Source organism: Paenibacillus sp. 276b (assembly GCF_900107875.1).
Lineage (GTDB): Bacteria > Bacillota > Bacilli > Paenibacillales > Paenibacillaceae > Paenibacillus > Paenibacillus marchantiae.
In genome coordinates this window covers 905,836-920,702 of the sequence record NZ_FNRR01000002.1, presented here as the reverse complement: position 1 = coordinate 920,702, position 14,867 = coordinate 905,836, and the positions used below count along the sequence as shown (strand labels likewise).

Genomic DNA, 14,867 nt, shown 5'->3' with positions numbered 1-14,867 from the left:
ACCAAATCTCACTTATTTTTGCTCTTTTTTTATTGAAAGCGCTTAATAATTTAACGATTTAACACACTAACGTTACAACGATGTGATGTTATATAACAAAAACGTATCACACTCCCTAGAAGGATGTGGAATTCACCTGTTTTTGTTTGCATTATTTCACCGTTCGTATTTTATGTATTATCACAGCCTGTTATTCACCCGTTATATGCTTTCATTGTGCCCTTACAGATTGCAGCATATTCGTCGCGCATAACCAGACTCTTTGGAGTAGATCAATCTTTAAGCCGTAAAAAAAGCCGCCATAGGTACGGCGGCTTGCATAAACAATTTTAAGCGTTGATTTTGCCTTTAGCTACAGTAGCCAAAGAGTTGAACGCATTGATGTCGTTAACGGCCAGATCAGCCAACATTTTGCGGTTCATGTCTACACCAGCAAGTTTCAATCCATGGATCAGTTTGTTGTAAGACAAACCATTCATACGTGCTGCAGCATTGATACGAACGATCCACAGTCTGCGGAAGTTACGTTTTGTGTTGCGACGGTCACGGTATGCGTATACCAGGGATTTCATTACTTGCTCGTTAGCTGTTTTAAAAATACGGTGTTTGGAACCGAAATAACCTCTTGCCAGTTTCAAAACCTTTTTATGACGACGACGTACTACAAAACCGCCTTTTACTCTTGCCATATTAAAAGAACCTCCCAATAAATATTAAATGTATCCGTGGTATGTGTACGGCCTAAGCCGATCCCCCATACGGATTTACTATTTCAAGTTAGCCAGACCTTGTTTCAAACGTCTTACGTCCCCGGCAGCCATTACTGGGTTGCCGTTCAGAACGCGCTTAGCACGTTTTGATTTGTGGGAAAGCAAGTGGTTTTTGTGAGCTTTGTAACGCAGGACTTTACCGGAACCGGTAATTTTGAAGCGTCCTTTCAAACTGCTGTGTGTTTTCATTTTAGGCATTTTGTGTTTCCTCCTCCAATGTTATCAGGCTTTAGGAGCCAGAATCATGATCATACTGCGGCCTTCCAATTTTGGTTGACGTTCGATGGTGCAAAGTTCTGCAACCTCCACCTTAACGCGTTCCAAAATCCGTTGACCAATGGCGGCATGCGCAATTTCACGTCCGCGGTAACGAACGGAACATTTTACCTTGTCGCCTTCTTTCAAGAACTTAACTACATTACGAAGCTTCGTTTGATAATCATGCTCCTCAATATTGGAACGGAACCATACTTCTTTAATGTCAACAATTTTCTGGTTCTTACGGGCTTCTTTGTCTTTCTTTTGTTGCTCATAGCGGAATTTGCCATAGTCCATGATGCGGCATACCGGCGGTTTAGCCTGTGGTGCCACATTGACCAGGTCCAAGTTCAGGTCAATCGCCATTTGCAGTGCTTCCCGAATCGGCGTGATCCCAATTTGTTCTCCTTCAGCTCCGACAAGGCGTACTTCCTTCGCCCGAATCTCATCATTAATCATGTGATCTTTACTAATAACCGTCCACCTCCAGGTCATTTTGAATATCCTGTTACACAAAAATAAAAGGGATGCCGGTTAAGCTACCGACATCCCTGTAATCAACACAATTCTTCATGAGTAAACACTTCATAAATTATTGGGATCGTTGACCAGCCAACATGTTTGTTGATCAGGTGAGAAGTCGGACTTCTACTTGTGATTCCATAGCTATTCATTTAACGCACTTGAATACTATAACATCCTGCAAAACTATTGTCAACGTCTCTACAATATTTTTTTTTACAGACATGCTTTCATCCAAGTCAATCATTCATTATCCCTGCTTACTCTGCACCTCATCCAAACGTACAACACGTGTATGTTGAGTATGGCTCCATTGTTTGTTGTTCTGCGTGAAGAACGCGTAGAACGTAATTGGATACCATGAAAGAAGGTAAATCGGGAACAAGATCAGGTACAGATACACTTTGGCAAAAGTAACCTTTTCCAGCGCCATGGACAACAAGAATGTCAGGACATTCAGACCAATCGCTACGAACCCTACCCAAAGCGGGAAGTATCCGTATATGTTTGCGATATGTGGACCACTGAATATCGCTGTATCCACCCACAGGACAGCAGTCATCAGGAACGTAAGCAAAACAACGTACACGTTTGCTCCATACACAGCAAGGTCAAACTTCACCAAGCTTCTTTCCTTGATACTCTGCCACAGCAGCGGGAAGAAATATCTACGCGCAACCGTAAAGTGACCTTGCATCCAGCGAAGACGTTGTCTTGCTGAAGCTTTAAAGGTTAACGGCTTCTCATCAAATACTTTGGCATCATAGTTAAAGACAGGATATACATTACGCTGAACACTGCGCATCGTAAACTCCAAATCCTCAACCAGACTTGTAGCGCCCCAGCCAATTTCCTTGAGCAGGTTGGTCTCGAAGCACATTCCAGTACCTCCGAGGAAATTCGCCATATTCAAATTATGACGGGACAACTGCCACAGACGGTTGATGTACCAGTAAGATACACCATATGCTGCAGTGATCCAGGAATCCTCCGGATTCTTGGTATCAATGTATCCTTGAATTACACGCGAACCATTGCACAAGTCGTCATTCATCTCAAGCAAGAAGTTACGGTCAACCAGGTTATCCGCGTCAAACATGACAACTGCGTCATACTGACGTGGCAATTTCCACAAGTATTTAAGCATCCATTCAATGGCATACCCTTTACCTCTGAGATCAGCATTCGTACGTACACAAGCATTTAATCCATGCTGTCTTACAATTTGAGCCGTTCCATCCGTACAGTTGTCACAAATGACAAACACATCGTACAGATCTTCCGGGTAATCCAGTTGTTTCAAGTTCTCCATCAAAGCACCAATAACTTGTTCCTCATTGTGTGCTGCGACGAGTACAGCGAATGATTTTGTCGCCGGATAATGTTTCTTTTTCTTTTTCTTAATCAGACCGAACAGCGAAAACGTGAATTGGTACACGGCTAGCAGTGCCAGAAGGACCTGCATCGTGACGAATATAGCGTCCAACATCGTTCTCTGTTACCCCCTTTTTTTCAAAACCAGATTACTTTAAATGTTTCTCTTCCTGGATTCTGCACTTTTATTTTTTTGTGATGCGCAGAATATGACCCTGTTCTTTTGTTTACTACGCAAATATTTCAGACAATGTTTCAAGCATGGTTGATGCCAGTTGGCTGCTTTATCGATTTTGTATTCTTTTCAGCCATTTGTCAAAACCGCAATTCCACTTCCTGAAGCAGAAATGTGAACTTTAAACGCTGAATAGGCACCTCGTGATACTCCAACCTCGCATTCATGCCTGTTATATCTTATTTTCAGCCGTTTACTTGATTTTTATTTCTAAAGTCCCTGCTTTTTTCATCAGGCTGATACATATCGACAGAGGCTCTATATCAAATAACGTAAACAGACCTCAAAAAGTTCAGTCTTAAACTTACATTTTTTTAACCGCATTTCAGCCATGTTGAATCATTGTATCTTTTTTAGATAGTCCGAGTCAAAAAGTTAAGTTGGGTGTATATCCACTCTTTAACATGAATTTTACCTTCTTCACATGTGTTCTTCTTGAAAAGGACAACATTTAAAAATATGATAAACATATACCTGAAATAACCTCAAGTTCACGAAAAAACGGTTATATACTATTCAGGACGAAACCGGACACAGCAATTTACCGGAAATACTGCCGCCAACATGGGGCCTGACTGGCAGGAGGCCAATATGAGCCGTTTATTCGTAAAGTTTCAAGAGTATGATCGAAATGTATTTATGTGGATTAATGGTCGACTTCATAATCGATTTATGAACTTTTGGCTGTATTATTTCACCCATCTGGGCGGAGCAACTTCTTCTATTGCAGTATCCTTACTAATCTGGCTGCTGGCTCCCGCTCCTTGGAGTACAACAGGACTTCAGGCATGCATCGCTCTAGCGGTTAGCCACATTCCCGTAGCAATCGCCAAAAAACTGTATCCGCGCATTCGGCCTTACCTGGCCCTACCGGATACGATTACGTTCCGCAATCCCCTGACGGACCATTCGTTCCCTTCAGGGCATACTACTGCCGTATTCTCGGTTACGGTCCCTTTTATGACGATGGAGCCGTTCCTGTTGCTGCTGTTACTCCCTGTTGCATTAATTGTCGGATTTTCACGAATTTACCTGGGATTACACTATCCCTCAGATGTTCTCGCAGGTGCTACGATCGGTACTTTAGTCGCACTTGCAACTGTTGCTTTATGGACATAATGTGAATATGTTAGACTAAGGAAAACCTAGCAGGAACAGGTGAAGCAAGCGTGGAGAAAAAAAGAGTATTACTATTATCTGAAGGCTTTGGCGCTGGTCATACTCAAGCCGCTTATGCGCTGTCCAGCAGTTTGCGAAAACTTTCGCCGAATGTGCAAACCAAAGTGCTTGAGTTGGGGAGTTTTCTGAACCCCAGAGTTGCGCCACTCATCATTACAGCGTACAAAAAAACGGTCATTAACCAGCCCAAGCTCATCGGGTATGTATACAGGCACCAATATAAAAAATCCTTGAACCGGCTGACTACACTCGCGTTGCATAAACTGTTTTATACCCATACACGCAGTATTGTCCGTCAGCTTCGTCCGAATGTTATTGTATGCACCCACCCTATTCCCAGTGCTGTCATATCCAGACTGAAACGTCTGGGTGTGCAGGTTCCACTTTGTACAGTCATTACCGATTATGACGCGCACGGGACGTGGATTAGCCCTGAAGTGGATCTGTATCTTGTTTCTACAGATGAGGTAAAGTCCAAATTAATGCTGCGGGGTGTATCTTTAGACAAAATTCGCGTTACCGGCATTCCGATCCACCCCAACTTCTGGGAACATCCCGGGCGGGACGAGATCCGAGGAAAATTCAATTTGAAGAACATGCCTACTGTGCTTGTGATGGGCGGTGGTTGGGGAATGCTTAGTGATGAAGTAGTTAACCAATTATTGACACGCTGGCATGAGGATGTTCAGATTATTTTCTGCCTTGGCCGCAATGACAAAAGCCGAATCAGCATGGAACAAAATCCGTTGTATAAAAAAGATAATATCCATATCATCGGGTACACCAATGAAGTGGACAAATTAATGGAAGTATCTGATCTCCTGATCACCAAGCCGGGTGGAATGACATGCAGTGAAGGGTTGGCAAAGGGAATCCCCATGCTGTTCCATAATCCCATACCGGGTCAGGAAGAAGAAAATGTTCAGTATTTCACCGCACGAGGTTTGGGGGAGCCCATTACTTCCCTTGATGTTGTTGTGAAATGGATGAATAAACTGCTTCATAACTACCCTGACATTGTTCGCAAACGCAAACGCCACATGGCGCAGATTGCCAAGTATCACCCAATGCAAAGCGCACAAAGTATTATCGACCTTCTGGATCTGCGTCCCTACTCGGCAGACCAAGCCAGACTGTAACAGCTTCAAACAAGCCTGCATGTACACAGCAAAGGTGCCTTCGAATCGAAGGCACCTTTTTTTAATATGAAGAATAGTACAAACTATTGAATACCAGCCGACTTCAAGTAATCCTGCCACTGCTTGGTATACTCGGTCTGAATTTTCTCAAGGCCTGCCTGTTTGGCTTTTTCCATAAATGTATTCAGACCCGCTTCTACATCCTCCACCAATCCCACATTTAACGGATAGAGATACTGCTTCTCTACCTGCTCCAGTGCTGCTTTCTCAGCTTGGTATGGCGTCCAATCCTCAGCAAATCCAGTAAAGATATCCGGCTTTTTCATTTTGTCCAGCTCTTTGAAAATAGCCAGTACGTCATCAAAGCTCTTATCATAGAGCATGAATTCCGGATTACGCCAAGCCCAACCATTCATGCCTTCGCGCGGAAATCCATTGGTCTGGGCATCGCCCACCATTTTATAATAACCGTCTTGAACTTCAAAGTTCTTGCCTTCCACACCATATTCGGTAAGCCAGTTGTAACGTTTGTCGGTAACCATTTTTTCATAGAATGCAAGTGCTTTCTCCGGGTTTTTGCTGCTGCGCGGAATTGCAAAACCATTGTGGATCGGGTGAACTGGTTGTGCAAACCCTTTGGCATTCGGGTAAGGGAAATAACCGAGCTTCCAATCCGGGTGAGTGGACTGGACCTTGATCACATCCGCATTAAATTTGTTCGGGTTCTCACCCGACAGTACAACAGCCGATTTGCCATTTTGCAGCAATGAGTTGGACGTATCCTTTACATTCAGCACGTTTTTCGGAAAAAAGCCTTTGTCCATCCAGCGTTTGTACGTTTTCAGGTCCTCCAGATGCTGTGCAGACCCCCAATAGGAAGTGATATTGGATGGTGTGTCATACATGATGTCCAGACCATAAGGGAGCTGACCTGCCGTATTCACCAGCTTGGATGTCAATTGTCGAATACCATGGGTATGGTTCGCATTGCTATCCGCGATTGGAATCATATTCGGTTCATTGGCTTTGATACCCTCCAGATAGGCTTCGAGTGTCTCCAGAGATTCCGGTTTGGACAGATTGTACTTCTCACGCAAATCCTCACGGTACGCAATACCCTCAGTAACATATTCAGTCCATGTCGATGGTACAGTATAGATCTTTTCATTGACTTTTACCGCGTTCCACATGTCATCAGGTACATAAGCTTTGAGCGTTGGTGCTGCCTTAGGCAGTAATTCATCCAGAGGCAGGAACGCTCCTTTTTTCGCATAGGACTGATAGAACGTCCAATCCGCGGTAAAAATCAGATCAATCGGTTGACCGGAAGACAGCAGCAATTTGTATTTTTGGTCCCAGTCTGTCCAGGAGGTATAGTTAAATTTCACATTGACGTTCAGATCAGCCTCAGCCAGCTTGTTGATTTCCGACTCAATCACAGGCAGATCCTTGGGGGCATCACCAAGCATGTAGAATTGCAGTGTTACCTTCTCCCCTTTGTTCTCAGAAGAACCTCCCTGCTCACTTCCTTGCGCAGATCCCCCCGAACCGTTATTACATGCGGCAAGCACCCCGGCAAACAACATCAGGGCAAGTACCATAGACAGGTGCCGAATTGTTTTGTTACGCATACGCATCCTCCCTTTTTGTGGTCAACCTTATATGTTAGCGCAGACTCGCCATGATTCAGACGCAGACGGATAGACAGCTATCCCGCCATCTGCACCCACAGCGCGTGCACGTTCTAACCTTTCACCGCACCAATGGTAAGACCCTTGACAAAGTACCGCTGCACAAATGGATACAGGAACAAAATGGGTCCAGTAACCACAATAGCCATCGCCATTTTGGTCGATTCGGTAGGTACATCCTGGCTAAGAGTTATGCCGGTACCAATCGCCATCTGGTCAATGAAGGTAATCGTGTTCATGGTGTTATACAAATAGAATTGCAGCTGGTACATATCCGGGTTGTTAATGAACAAGGATGATGTGAACCAGTCATTCCAGTATCCCAGTGCCAGAAATAACCCTACAGTGGCAATGCCGGGCATCGCCAGTTTCAGTACTACGCTAAAGTAAATGCGGAAATCATTCGCACCATCGATTTTGGCTGACTCAATCAGCTCATCCGGAACGGCTGAACGAATGAAGTTTTTCATCAGGATAATGAGAAAAGGCGTCATCAATCCCGGAAAAATCAACACCGTATACGTGTCCGTAAGATTGAAATAATTTGCAAGCATGATGTACCAAGGAACCAATCCCCCACCAAAGAGGGTTGTAAAGTAGATGAAAAATGAGAAAGCGTTCCGGTACTTGAAATCTTTGCGTTGCAGTACAAATCCCGCCATCGTAATAAGAAATAGTCCAAGGGCCGTACCCACAACGGTTGTAAATACCGTCACGCCATAAGCTTTGAGCACCTGGGTCGGAAATTTGAACACCATCTTATAACCTTCCAAGGAGAAATCGGTGGGAAAGAGGTGATACCCGTCTCTTACAATCGATTCGTTGCTGCTGAATGAGCCGGATAAAATCAAAAGAAATGGAATGATACAGATTAAGGAAAGAATCAGGATCATGCTGTAAGCGATGATTTGAAACAACAAGGTGAATTCCGTATCTCGGGTACGCGTGTGCATAGTAGGTCTCCCTTCTGCCTATAGGCGTTTTAGAACAAGGCGTAGTCCTCATTCACTTTACGGATGATATAGTTGACGGTCATGATCAGGATAAAACCGAACAGCGATTGATACAGACCAGCCGCAGTAGCCATTCCGATATCAAACGTCACTTTCAGGGAACGATACACATACGTATCGATGATATCTGTAGCGTTATATAAGACACCGTTATTTCCAATGAGCTGGTAAAAGAGATCAAACTGTCCCTTCATAATGCTCCCGAGCGAGAATAACAACAGGATGACAAAGGTCGGTTTTAGCATCGGTACGGTGATGTACCAAATGCGCTGAAAGATATTGGCCCCGTCAATCCGGGCGGCCTCGTAATACTCATCGCTGATCCCTGTAATGGCTGCAAGGTAGATGACCATGCTGTAGCCGAGATTTTTCCACAGATAAAAAATGATGATCAGAAACACCCAGATCCAGGGTGTGTTGTAAATATCAACAGGCCCCGCCTCAAAACGTTTGAGTACCGTGTTCACAAAACCGGATTCATAATTGAACATGTTGTAAGCGATTACACTTAATAGAACAAACGAGATAAAATACGGTAAAAACATGACCGACTGCGTAATTTTCTTAAACACTTTTCCCCGAATTTCACTGAGCAAAATCGCACAGAAGATCGCTAGCCCGTTTCCTAATATAATGAAGGCCAGATTGTACCCCACCGTGTTGGTTGTCAGCTTCAGCAGCATTCCGGATTGCCACAGAAACTTGAAGTTCTCCAGGCCCACAAATGGGCTGCCGAACAATCCACCTTCAAAATCATAGCGGGTAAACGCATAATAGATGCCGACCATCGGAAAATACGAGTTAATCAGAAAAAAGATCAGTGTAGGCAGCAGCATGAGAAACATGATTTTGTTTTTGTTCAATTCTTTGAGCATGGCTCGATCCCTCCCGAATTTCTTACGGCGCGGCGCGCAGTGGAGCTCTGTTTTTATTGTAGTTGCCCTAAGTGCTACCGGATACTGAATCATTCGGCCGGATCATGAACGATTCTGCGAAACAGAATATGAACAATATGAACGAACACTGAAATGAATGCCTGAGCGTTCACAAAAGTTGATATCGTGCATAGGTTGAACCTAGTGAACAATAAAGCGAAAGTTGAACTTTAACTACGGAAATCGGCCATAGCATGCTGTCCACCGTTGATGTAAACGCATACATAATATATAATTCGAAATACATCCGTGATTCACCACATCCATATTATGAATTCTCATCCTTCGCTATGAAGTCTAACTTTGTTCATCCAAAACAGGAGGTCCACGGGAGGAAAGGTCATGCGCAAACGTTCAGAGGACAGCCAGAAGGTGTTTGCACGGATTCTCATCGGCATTATTGTTAGCACCGTTGCCACCTTGCTTGTGGCTTCTACCATTTTGTACGTCAACTATAATCGTATTGCTCTTCGGCAGGTCTACCGAACCGATATGAACGGTCTTACCCAGACCAGTCGGGAAGTCTCCAAGATGACCGAGACCGCCAAATCACTGTCTTATCAGATTTATCAGGATTACACCATCTCTGCCCTGCTGCTCTATTCAAATCCGAGTATCTATGAAATTACGTCAGCGATGGAACAACTCGACAACTATCGCATGTCCCTCCCTTTTATCGAATCCATCTATGTATATAACTCCAAAAATGATGAGTTCTTTATCAGCTCAAATGAGGTTCGAAATGGACAACAATCCATCTCTGAAATAGACGATCAAGGGATTACAAGTATCCTCGACCGTTTCCATGATTACAAACCTTTTGTACCCATTCCGCGTACATACCAAGTTGGCTCCACCGAGGAAACCCAAGTCAGCAGCTATACGTACCTCTGTTACGACACGATCAATGACAATGCTACACTGAATTATGCTGTTGTCGTAAATATTAAGGACGACTGGCTCAGTCCCAATATGAACTCAGCTGATCAGCCAGGGAAAACGTTTATTATCAATGAACAGGGACAGTTATTGTCCGATTTCAGCAATCGTGCGCTAATGAAAGATTTGTCCAATGAAACGTTTATGCAGCCAATCCTAGAAAACACGGAGCAGTCCGCCTATTTTACGGCAGAGGTTGATGGAATAAAGTCACTCATTACCTACACTGCTCCTGATAACCTGGGGTGGCGCTATGTAAGAATAACGCCTTATGACCTAATCACCTCAGATATTCGTAATATGCGGACACACACCGTTCTGTTTTGTATTGGGCTATTAATTGCGGGATTGCTCTTATCCTACCTCGTGTCCCGGAAGCTATATCATCCCATTGATAAAGTGCTTGTCCGTATGCGTGTGATGGAAGTGGAGCGTCGTGGCAGTCTGCACCTATTACGACAGGATTTTCTGCGTGGGGCTTTGCAAGGACGTGAAACGGTATCGGGAGGCATGCTGGAGGACAGAATGAAGTTCTACGGCTCTTCTGTTGATGTTCATCGTCTAACAAGACTGGTACTGCTTCGTATTGATTATTTTACCGATTTCAGCGATACCTACAGGGATGAAGTCCAACTTATAAAATACGCGATGATAAACATTTGCACGGAAACTGCTGACCTTTACTACCACACCGAAGCTGTGGATATGGGCAGCGATCTGATCACACTTATCTTTAATGATAAAGTTCAGGATGAAGCTGATGATGAGCATTGCCCCATTGAGGACCTGTTGCGCATGATGCAGGCTGCCGTGATGACACATCTAAGATGTTCCATTTCATTTACCATCGGGCCAGTGGAAGATTCACTGGAAAACAGTATTGCTTCTTATACTCGATCAGCAGAAGCTTCTCTTCATCGTTTGTTCATGGGTCCTGGATGCCTGATTTACACCTCGGACATCATGGCGTACCATTCCAAAGAATATGCTTTCCCTGTTGGAAAAGAGAGACAGTTGATTGATTACCTGATGACAGGCAAGACAGGCGAAGCCAAACAGGTCTATGCAGACATCGTGAGCGAAACGGCAACATATCCATTTACCGTATTTCAACTGGCTCTGTCCCATCTGACCATGACTCTGAATCATGTGAGAAACACACTCAAAAAGAACAACCAGCTTACACTTGAATCCATCTCCGACCGTTCAATACTTCCGATTCATGATGCCGAGGATCTTAGTGAAGTTCACGCCCACTTCTATCGCATGTTCGACGAGCTTGGATCCAAAGTTGAGGAGAAAAGAACGCTTAAGCATGAGGAACTCATTCGCAAAATTAACTGCATTATTGAACGAGATTACGCAGACACCAATCTTTGTCTGACCTCGATTGCAGATGAACTAGCCATGTCACCCATCTATGTCAGCAGACTCTATAAACAACTAACGTTAAAAGGTCTAACCGATGTTATTAACGAGACCCGCATAGCCAAAGCGCAATTCCTGCTCATTGAGACGGAAAACTCTGTAGCTGATATTGCTGAGCAAACCGGGTTCACCAACAGTTCTTATTTCTATCGGATATTTAAGAAATTCAACGGGGTTACTCCCAACGATTATCGACGTAAGGAGCTTCATTCGGAGCTTTAGCAGAAGTAAAACGAACTTCCACAAGTGACGTCATGAGATTTAGTTCCATCAGAACAGCAAAAAAAGCGTGATATGAGGATCTGGTAGCCAGATGCATATCACGCTTTTTTTATAATATTACTCTTGATCTTCGCCAGTCTCGTCCGCAGCTTCCCGAACTTTATACTTGTCCAAGCGGATTTGTTGATACTCGCGCAAGGCCTCTTCACCAACGATGACTTCAACCCGGTGAATGTTCATGCCTTTGCCCATGAATTTCTGCTCATACTCTGTCATGACATGCTCTTCATTCAATCCATCACGGTGCAGGTTCAGAGACAAATTGGTCATTTGCAGACCAAAGTCGGCAATTGCATTGAGAGAGAAATCAAACAATGTTTCCGAATCTGTTTTGAAATGAATCTGTCCTTTGGTGTTAAGCAGTTCCGTATATTTCTTCAGGAAACGTGGATGTGTCAAACGACGACGTGCATGCTTGGCTTTCGGCCAAGGATCGCTGAAGTTCAGATAAATCCGTTCCAGTTCTTCCTGTTCAAATACTTCCTCAATCTGTTCGATATTAGCCAGCGCCAGCTTCAGGTTGGGTGGTGTCTCCACTTCTGCCTGACTCCATGCTTTCCGAGCCTTCTCGCTGGCACGACGCACCAATTCATCATACATATCAATACCGATAAAATTAAATTCCGGATATTTATAACTCATTTGGCTGATAAATTGACCTTTACCCATGCCAAATTCCACAAAGATTGGATGGTCATTGCCAAACAGTTCAGACCATTTTCCTTTGTACTGTTTGGGATCAAGAACAACGAGGTCAACTTGTTGCTCCAAATTTTCACGAATCCCTTTTCTGCCACGTAAACGCATCTTATTCCTCCGTTTATCCATACTTGTCTCAGAATCATTTTGCCGAAGAACTGGCTAATTGTAAAGAGCAATGAAAAAGGAATCTTCGGATCTGCCACTTTGGGGCAAATCTCAAAGATTCCCTCTTCGATTTATTTGGAATTGGGGTCCAACTACTTTAATAGTTCATAGTCTACCTTATCTTGGTGTGAAAAATCAAATGTCTTTTCGAAAGCATCGCGAACTTTTTGTCTTGCAGCCGCTTTCACTTTCGGATTGCCATTGAAACGAACACCTGTCAAAGCCAGAGCTTCTTCTGCCGTCAGTTCTACAGAAACATGATGAAGATCATTATTTTTAACTTGGGAATTCATTCATATCACCTCACGGTATAGTATGGTCCATGACGTCAACATTGATTCAAATGCTATGATGAATAGTACCCATTAGATGGTGTCTGACGCTGGTTTAAATATAACATAATGTGTAAACTATAGCAAGGATAAAACCTCGTTTCTACGGCCTATTTTTGCGACTAGATTCCCCTTTTTTTGAGTTTTTTGATACAATGGTAAAAGTTCAAAAAGAGTCGAATTCGGTAATAGAATAAGCAAGCCATTAGGTAAGCCAAAGGAGTACCCTGAAGATGAATGCACCTTCAATACAACCTCCTCTTCTGTGGGGAGATAAACGATTCCATACCTGGAATTACGAAATGAGAGACGAATTTAACAATAAGGTTTTCAAAGTGATGCTGGATGCAGGTTTCACCTGCCCAAACCGAGATGGATCTATCGCCAAAGGAGGCTGTACATTTTGCAGCGCTCGTGGATCGGGTGATTTCGCCGGTAGCAGACGCGATGATTTGGTCACCCAATTTAATACCATTCGGGATAAACAGCATCTGAAATGGCCGTCAGCTCACTACATTGGCTATTTCCAAGCCTATACCAACACATACGCACCCGTTGAAGAACTGCGTGAATACTTTGAAGAAATTTTGAAGCAGCCCGGTGTCGTGGGACTGTCCATCGCCACTCGCCCTGACTGTTTACCGGATGACGTCGTTGATTACTTGGCTGAATTGAATGAACGCACCTACCTATGGGTTGAGATGGGTCTGCAAACCATTCACGAGTCCACGTCAACCCTAATTAACCGTGCGCATGATACGCAGTGTTATGAGGAAGCCGTTGCGAAGTTACGCAAACGGAATATTCGGGTGTGTACACATATTATTTACGGACTGCCTCAGGAAACCCATGAAATGATGCTGGATACCGGACGGGCTGTTGCCAACATGGATGTGCAGGGAATCAAAATTCATCTACTTCATCTGATGCGCAAAACGCCAATGGTGAAGCAGTATGAAGCCGGGCTCCTTCGTTTTCTGGAACAAGACGAGTACATTAAACTCATCGTCGATACGCTGGAGATGCTTCCACCGGAAATGATTGTACACCGTCTTACAGGTGATGCACCGCGTGATTTGCTGATTGGGCCAATGTGGTCCATGAACAAATGGGAAGTTTTGAATTCGATTGATCGTGAGCTGCGTGAGCGGGATTCCTGGCAAGGTAAATACTGGAGGGGTGCTTAAGATGGGCTTTCTTTCGGTTTTAAGTTGTGCCCATCAATGGATTTCTTCCCGGCTACAGCCTGGAGATTTAGCTATTGATGCAACGGTTGGAACGGGGGCGGATACTCTGTTTCTGGCGCAAAAAGTTGGTAAACGTGGTCAAGTCATTGGTTTCGATATTCAGAGCGAGGCACTAACCTTGGCACAAGCCCGTATTCGCAAACAAGAGGATAGCGCCAAATTGGGCTCCATCTCCATGCTTCAATTAAGCCATGATCGAATGGCTGAGGCCGTTCCTGAAACATGGCAGGGTAATGTCGGTGCTGTAATGTTCAACCTGGGGTACCTGCCTTCGGAAGATGCGGACTCCACCATAATTACGGAAACAGACAGTACTATTGCTGCTCTCCAGGCTGCACTGGCATTGCTCAAGCCGCGCGGCATTATTACCGTTGTGCTGTATCCAGGTCATGATGGAGGATCACAGGAAGCGGATGCGGTATTGGAGTGGTCCTCTGCTCTACCTGTAGAGCAGGCACAAGTGGTGATTTATCGCCAATTGCAGCGTGATGCCTCTCCTTTTCTGATTGGCATCGAGAAAAAATAATTTCCTTTGTCCCACAAATGCAATAAACTAGACACAATCGCAACAAAGCACTCTTTGGGTTTAATTTATGCGATTTGTGTACTACATAAAGACGTGCAACCGTATTCACTGTTACATTCATGCCAACTAC

At 44.1% G+C, this 14,867-nt stretch carries 14 protein-coding genes; 5 read left to right on the top strand and 9 right to left on the bottom strand.

Going from position 1 to position 14,867, the window contains the following annotated elements; all coding sequences use genetic code 11:
* Positions 1 to 329: 329 nt before the first annotated feature.
* The 4 genes from rplT to BLV50_RS15220 all read right to left on the bottom strand — a co-directional run bounded on the left by rplT (position 330) and on the right by BLV50_RS15220 (position 3,039).
* Complete coding sequence (rplT, locus tag BLV50_RS15235) at positions 330 to 689, bottom strand: 50S ribosomal protein L20 (RefSeq protein WP_017689664.1); 360 nt, start codon at positions 687 to 689, stop codon at positions 330 to 332.
* Positions 690 to 767: 78 nt separating this feature from the next.
* On the bottom strand, positions 768 to 968 hold the full coding sequence (rpmI, locus tag BLV50_RS15230; RefSeq protein WP_062320217.1) for a 50S ribosomal protein L35: 201 nt from the start codon (positions 966 to 968) through the stop codon (positions 768 to 770).
* A gap of 24 nt (positions 969 to 992) precedes the next feature.
* Positions 993 to 1,487, bottom strand: a complete 495-nt coding sequence (gene infC / locus BLV50_RS15225) for a translation initiation factor IF-3 (RefSeq protein WP_024628309.1) — start codon at positions 1,485 to 1,487, stop codon at positions 993 to 995.
* Between the two features lie 313 nt (positions 1,488 to 1,800).
* Positions 1,801 to 3,039, bottom strand: a complete 1,239-nt coding sequence (locus BLV50_RS15220; RefSeq protein WP_063564191.1) for a glycosyltransferase family 2 protein — start codon at positions 3,037 to 3,039, stop codon at positions 1,801 to 1,803.
* A gap of 711 nt (positions 3,040 to 3,750) precedes the next feature.
* Between BLV50_RS15220 and BLV50_RS15215 the strand changes: the two genes are divergently transcribed.
* Both BLV50_RS15215 and BLV50_RS15210 read left to right on the top strand, forming a co-directional pair.
* Entirely contained in the window at positions 3,751 to 4,278 is a 528-nt protein-coding gene (locus tag BLV50_RS15215; protein WP_063564190.1) for a phosphatase PAP2 family protein, read from the top strand.
* A gap of 50 nt (positions 4,279 to 4,328) precedes the next feature.
* Positions 4,329 to 5,477, top strand: coding sequence for an MGDG synthase family glycosyltransferase (locus tag BLV50_RS15210; protein WP_063564189.1), 1,149 nt, complete (start codon positions 4,329 to 4,331; stop codon positions 5,475 to 5,477).
* Between the two features lie 83 nt (positions 5,478 to 5,560).
* Here BLV50_RS15210 and BLV50_RS15205 read toward each other — a convergent pair whose 3' ends face one another.
* The 3 genes from BLV50_RS15205 to BLV50_RS15195 all read right to left on the bottom strand — a co-directional run bounded on the left by BLV50_RS15205 (position 5,561) and on the right by BLV50_RS15195 (position 9,056).
* A complete protein-coding gene (locus BLV50_RS15205; protein WP_371129254.1) occupies positions 5,561 to 7,114 on the bottom strand; it encodes an ABC transporter substrate-binding protein in 1,554 nt (517 codons plus the stop codon).
* A gap of 107 nt (positions 7,115 to 7,221) precedes the next feature.
* Positions 7,222 to 8,061, bottom strand: a complete 840-nt coding sequence (locus BLV50_RS15200; RefSeq protein WP_371121667.1) for a carbohydrate ABC transporter permease — start codon at positions 8,059 to 8,061, stop codon at positions 7,222 to 7,224.
* A gap of 89 nt (positions 8,062 to 8,150) precedes the next feature.
* The gene (locus BLV50_RS15195; protein WP_063564186.1) at positions 8,151 to 9,056 is read right to left on the bottom strand and encodes an ABC transporter permease; all 906 of its coding nucleotides are present in this window, start codon (positions 9,054 to 9,056) and stop codon (positions 8,151 to 8,153) included.
* Between the two features lie 402 nt (positions 9,057 to 9,458).
* On the opposite strand from BLV50_RS15195, the gene BLV50_RS15190 reads away from it, so the two are divergent.
* Entirely contained in the window at positions 9,459 to 11,705 is a 2,247-nt protein-coding gene (locus BLV50_RS15190; RefSeq protein WP_090808619.1) for an AraC family transcriptional regulator, read from the top strand.
* A gap of 117 nt (positions 11,706 to 11,822) precedes the next feature.
* On the opposite strand, the gene trmB is transcribed toward BLV50_RS15190, so the two are convergent.
* Together trmB and BLV50_RS15180 are read right to left on the bottom strand one after the other, a co-directional pair.
* Positions 11,823 to 12,572, bottom strand: a complete 750-nt coding sequence (trmB, locus tag BLV50_RS15185; protein WP_063564184.1) for a tRNA (guanosine(46)-N7)-methyltransferase TrmB — start codon at positions 12,570 to 12,572, stop codon at positions 11,823 to 11,825.
* A 152-nt stretch (positions 12,573 to 12,724) separates the two neighbouring features.
* Positions 12,725 to 12,925, bottom strand: a complete 201-nt coding sequence (locus tag BLV50_RS15180; RefSeq protein WP_062320234.1) for a hypothetical protein — start codon at positions 12,923 to 12,925, stop codon at positions 12,725 to 12,727.
* Between the two features lie 272 nt (positions 12,926 to 13,197).
* Between BLV50_RS15180 and BLV50_RS15175 the strand changes: the two genes are divergently transcribed.
* Positions 13,198 to 14,151 (top strand): tRNA modification radical SAM protein MnmL/YtqA, encoded by a 954-nt coding sequence (locus BLV50_RS15175; RefSeq protein WP_063564182.1) that lies wholly within the window; start codon positions 13,198 to 13,200, stop codon positions 14,149 to 14,151.
* Between the two features lies 1 nt (position 14,152).
* Positions 14,153 to 14,737, top strand: coding sequence for a tRNA 5-(aminomethyl)-2-thiouridylate-methyltransferase MnmM (locus BLV50_RS15170; RefSeq protein WP_072734055.1), 585 nt, complete (start codon positions 14,153 to 14,155; stop codon positions 14,735 to 14,737).
* Positions 14,738 to 14,867 lie beyond the last annotated feature (130 nt).